The following is a 4407-nucleotide window of genomic DNA, read 5'->3' on the forward strand; positions in this document are numbered from 1 at the left end:
GAGCTGGACCGGCACACCGGCGTCCTTGCTGCTGGGCGCTGGTGCCGCACTCGGGTCCAAGAGGCGGTCGATGTCGATCTGGCTGAGAGAGTCGGTGCTCATCGTCTGGTCGGTGCGGCGGGCTTACTGAACGACGAACTGGGGGAAGTAGATGCGCTTCACCGAGTTCTTGCCGATGCGCTCGTCGATGGCCTTGATGATTTCGGTCTTGAACTGCTCGCGGGTCGTCATATCCGTCAGCTGCTCGACCTGCTTCATGCCCAGGGTGCTCAGCACGATGTCGCGCAACTCGGCGTCGCGCGCCTTGAAGCTCTCGAGCGCCGCGGGCGAGCCCACTTCGATGGCGACCGTGAGCAGCAGGTAGCGCGAGCCACCGCTTCCGGCCGGGTTGAGGACCATGTTGTCGAGCACGTGGATGGAGGCCTGCGCCGCTTCGCCTTCCTTCCCGCCTTCAGCGGGCGCACCGTGCCCGCCCTCGGCGGCGGCGTCTCCGCCGTGCGCGCCATCGGCGCTCGCGACGATCGGCGTGACCTTGCCCATCTTCTTCGCCACCATCGGTCCGAGCAGGGCCGCCCCGGTTCCGCCACCCACCGCCAGGCCAACGGCAACCATGCCGATCAGCATCGGGAGCTTTGCTTTGGTGGGCGCCGCCGGCGCGTCTTCAGGAGTCTGTGGAGAGTTATTGGACATGGATCGCGTGGTCGAGTCGGACAGAGGGAGATCTTCGACCCCTATAAGAGCAGGTCTGGTGCCACGGCGGATTCCCTCCGGCATTGTCCGCATAAAACATTGTTTTGCAATGACTTACTGGATTTGTCCGGCGATCGCACCACGCGGCCTGCCGGCCTCGACTCACCGGAAATGTCCGGTCCTTTTTGCACGGGGCGGCACTTTCTGCCGGTCCGCCAACGCCAAAGGCGGAGGATGAGGGACCAATCGTTCCCCCATCCTCCGCCTTCTCGCCGCCCGAGTCCGGGCGGGCTGGTTTACCCGGTCACCCGGTTATCGCTTGATGCTCATGAGCTCCTGCAGCATCTCGTCGGAGGTCGAGACGACCTTGCCGTTGGCCTGGAAGCCGCGCTGCGCCACGATCATGTTCGTGAATTCCTGCGCCAGGTCGACGTTGGACATTTCGAGCGCGCCGCTGGTGATCTGCGACTGCGAGCCTTCCTGCGAGAAGCCGAGGACGGCGACGCCGGAGTTGGCCGACTCCTGATACATGTTGTCGCCGACCCGGAGCATGCCGCTCGGGTTGTTGAAGTCGGCGAGGACGATCCGGGCCAACGACAGCGTCGTGCCGTTCGTGAAGAAGCCGGTGATGAGTCCGACCCGATCGATGCTGAAGTTCTGCAGCGTCCCCGACGTGAATCCGTTTTGGTCACGCAGCACGGCCGTGGATGACGTCGACGCGAACTGGGTCAGGCCGCTCACGCCGCCATTGAGCTTGACGTTGAGCTGAACGGGTTCGGCACCCGGCACGCCGAAATTGATCGCGGCCGAGACGTTGGTGTTCATGACACCGGACGAATCGAACGTCAACGTGCCGCTGTTCTCGCCCGGCGTGGCGGTGGTCGGACTCATGAAGTACGAGATCTTGATCGGGGAGTTCGACGGCATGCTCGCCGTGAACTGGACCGCTGGCGGCGGGCCTGCGGCGACGCTGAAGTCGGCCGGCGACGTGTACTCGGTCCCGGACGCGCTGTACACCTTCACGTTGGCCGGCAGGATCTCATAGCCGGTGGGCGGTGTGGGCAGGGCGATGTTCGCCGGCGGCGAGCTGCTGCTGGTTTGGTAGTCCCCGCTCACCCCCGAGGAGATCGGATCGATCTGCCAATTCCACGTGTTCGCGCCGGTCTTCCACATCTGAATCTTGATGTCGCGCTTGGTGCCCTGCGAGTCGTACACGGTGATCTGCGATTCCGTCATGGCCTTCGCGTTGGCCGGCAGGGCGCGATCCACGGCATTCTGGAAATTCCCCTGAAACACCGGGGCCGACGCACTCAGGTTTCCGGTGAGTGCCACTTCGGTCGTCGCTTTGGCGGCCACCTTCTGGGCGAACGGCAGGGTGATATCCCGAATGCCGTCCAGCTGCACACCGTTTTCGTACATCCGTCCCTGCACGGCGAAGCCGTTCACCGGGGACACCAGCTGGCCAGCAGCATCGACCTTGAAGTTGCCGGCGCGTGTGTAGTAGCTCTGGTTACCCTTGCGGACCGTGAAGAACGAGTCGCCCTGAATCGCGACGTCGGTGTTCAGTCCCGTCGTTTCCAGGTTGCCTTGATTGAAGATCTGGTCGATCGAGCCGACCTGCATGCCGAGCCCGACCTGATCGCCGACCGGGCTGCTCGAGCCCTGCAGCAACTGGGTAAAGCCTTCCTTGAACGTCACCCGGCCGGCCTTGAAGGCCACCGTATTCACGTTCGCGATGTTGTTGCCGATGACATCCATGCGCACTTGGCTGTTGCGCAGGCCGGAGACACCGGCGTAGAGAGAACGAATCATCTGTGGTACTCCTCGTGGGTCAGGTCGCGATCAGTTGCGCACTTGGGTGAGCTGCGACATCGGCACGCTGAGCGAATCGCCGATGATCAGGATGGGGTTGCCGCTTTCGTACCGCATGCCGGTAATCCGACCGGCCGTGTACGTCTTCGCTGCTTGCCACGGGCCGCCATCCGTTGCGACCTCGAACTTGTACGTGTACTTCCCCGCCGGGACCGGTGGTGTCGCGGCAAAGTCGCCAAGTTCAAACGACATCTGCCCGCCCTTCACGTCGCCGACGTTGATGGTGCTCACCGTCTGGCCCCGGTCGTTCAGCAAGCTGACACGGCCGGTTCCCTTCGCCGTGCCGCTATCCACCACGACCGTCCCGCGGCCCGCCTTATCGAGGAAGGTGGTGTTGCCGGTGGTCACGCCGATCTTGCCGACGGCGCCCATCGCCATCTGTCCTTCGATGAGCTGCGCGAGTTCATCGGCGCGCTCGGTTTGCGCTGTCCCGAGCGCCTCGATCGCGTCGGCGGTCGCCGTCGCCGATGCCGTCTGGGCTGCCATCGACTTGTTCATCGCGATCAGCTGCTCGACGGTGGAGAACTGGGCGAGCTGGGCCGCCATGTCCTTGCCGTCCATCGGATTCAGCGGATCCTGATTCTTCAGCTGCGCGACGAGCATCTTGAGGAACTCGTCCTGCCCCAACGCGTTCCGGTTGGTCAGGCTGCTGAGCGGGGTGGTCTGCTCGGCCGGGGCGCTCGGCGGTGCGGCGCCCTGGGTGGTCTCCGTCGTGGCGTAGCGCGGCGTGATCGTGTTCGGATCAAACGCCCGGGCGACGTTCCGCGTCGCGGTGATCATCACTTGGTCTCGTTGAAGAGGTTCTGCCAGCCGCGCTGATTCGCCTGCTCGCGCTGCTGCTCGCGGGCCGCCTGCTCCTTCTGCTCGCGGCGCGCATCCTGCTGCTTTTCCCAGTCGCGGCCGGTTGCCCGGTCGCGCTGACTCTGCGACTGCGCGCCCTCGCCCGACGTGGTCGGCGTCGCGCCACTCGCGCGCAGCGCATCGCGCTCGCTGCCGAGGGCGCGCGACGTATCCGGCGCCTCCTGCTTGGCGCCAGCGCTGATCCGGACGCTCTCGGCGTCCAGTCCATGGCGCCCCAGCGACTCCTGCAACTCGCCCGTGCGCAGCTTCATCCGCTCGGCGCTCGATGCGTCGGTGGAGATGAACGTGTCCACCGCGTTGCCGCGCAGATCGACGGTGATGCGGTCCTGCGTGCCGTTCGCGTTGTCGACGTTGAGGGTCATGCGCGAGAGCGGCGTGGCCGGTGCATCGGCGCGCATCGCCTGGACGTCCGAGACCCGCTGGGCCTGTTCGCGGCCGGCGGCCGGAGCCACCGACGCGGTGCGCTCGATATCGGTCGACGGCGTGCGGCCGTGCGCACTGCTGTGCGCCCCACCGAAGCCCGACGCGTCATCCGAGACCTCGGGCTTGCCCGTGCCGGGCTTCCGCCCGGAGGTGAGCGGCTGCCCGCCGTCGTCGCGCGCACTGCGGTCGAAGGTGCGGCCGTTCGGCTCGGTGGTGGTCGTCCTGCTCGTACTGGCTTGGGCGACATACGCCGCCGCCCCGTCGCCATTGGGCGTGGGCGTGGTACCGGCTACGCGGGCCACCTGCGCGACCTCAGCGACGGTTGCGATCGACGCGACGCCGGCCGGTGCAGCCGTGGCCGAGGGCGTGGCCGAGGGCGTGGCCGAGGGCGACTGCCGCTGATACGCCGCCGAGACCTTGTCGAGTGCCTGTGGGACCGCGTTCGCCAGCGTGCGGTCCGCACGATCGGCGAGCTCGAGGTGACCGGGGTCCTTCATGCCCAGCGTGCGGAGCCCCTCTTCCTTGGCGATCTCCTGCAGACGGGCGAAGCCTACGCCGTTC

General features: G+C 66.2%; 4 protein-coding genes. All 4 read right to left on the minus strand.

Annotated elements, in window-relative coordinates:
• Positions 1-123: 123 nt before the first annotated feature.
• Positions 124-690: a flagellar basal body-associated protein FliL gene (gene fliL, locus ACIRA7_RS15205; RefSeq protein WP_396221689.1), complete on the minus strand. Its 567-nt coding sequence runs from the start codon at positions 688-690 to the stop codon at positions 124-126.
• A gap of 312 nt (positions 691-1002) precedes the next feature.
• Positions 1003-2502 carry a flagellar hook protein FlgE gene (locus tag ACIRA7_RS15210; RefSeq protein WP_396221690.1) on the minus strand — a complete coding sequence of 500 codons (1500 nt, stop codon included), beginning with the start codon at positions 2500-2502 and terminating at the stop codon, positions 1003-1005.
• Between the two features lie 30 nt (positions 2503-2532).
• Positions 2533-3342, minus strand: a complete 810-nt coding sequence (locus ACIRA7_RS15215) for a flagellar hook assembly protein FlgD (RefSeq protein WP_396221691.1) — start codon at positions 3340-3342, stop codon at positions 2533-2535.
• A partial coding sequence (locus ACIRA7_RS15220) for a hypothetical protein (protein WP_396221692.1) occupies positions 3342-4407 on the minus strand: 1066 nt, incomplete at its 5' end. The genes ACIRA7_RS15215 and ACIRA7_RS15220, both read right to left, overlap by 1 nt.

The sequence above is a fragment of the Gemmatimonas sp. genome (genome assembly GCF_044376735.1).
Taxonomy (GTDB): Bacteria; Gemmatimonadota; Gemmatimonadetes; order Gemmatimonadales; family Gemmatimonadaceae; genus Gemmatimonas.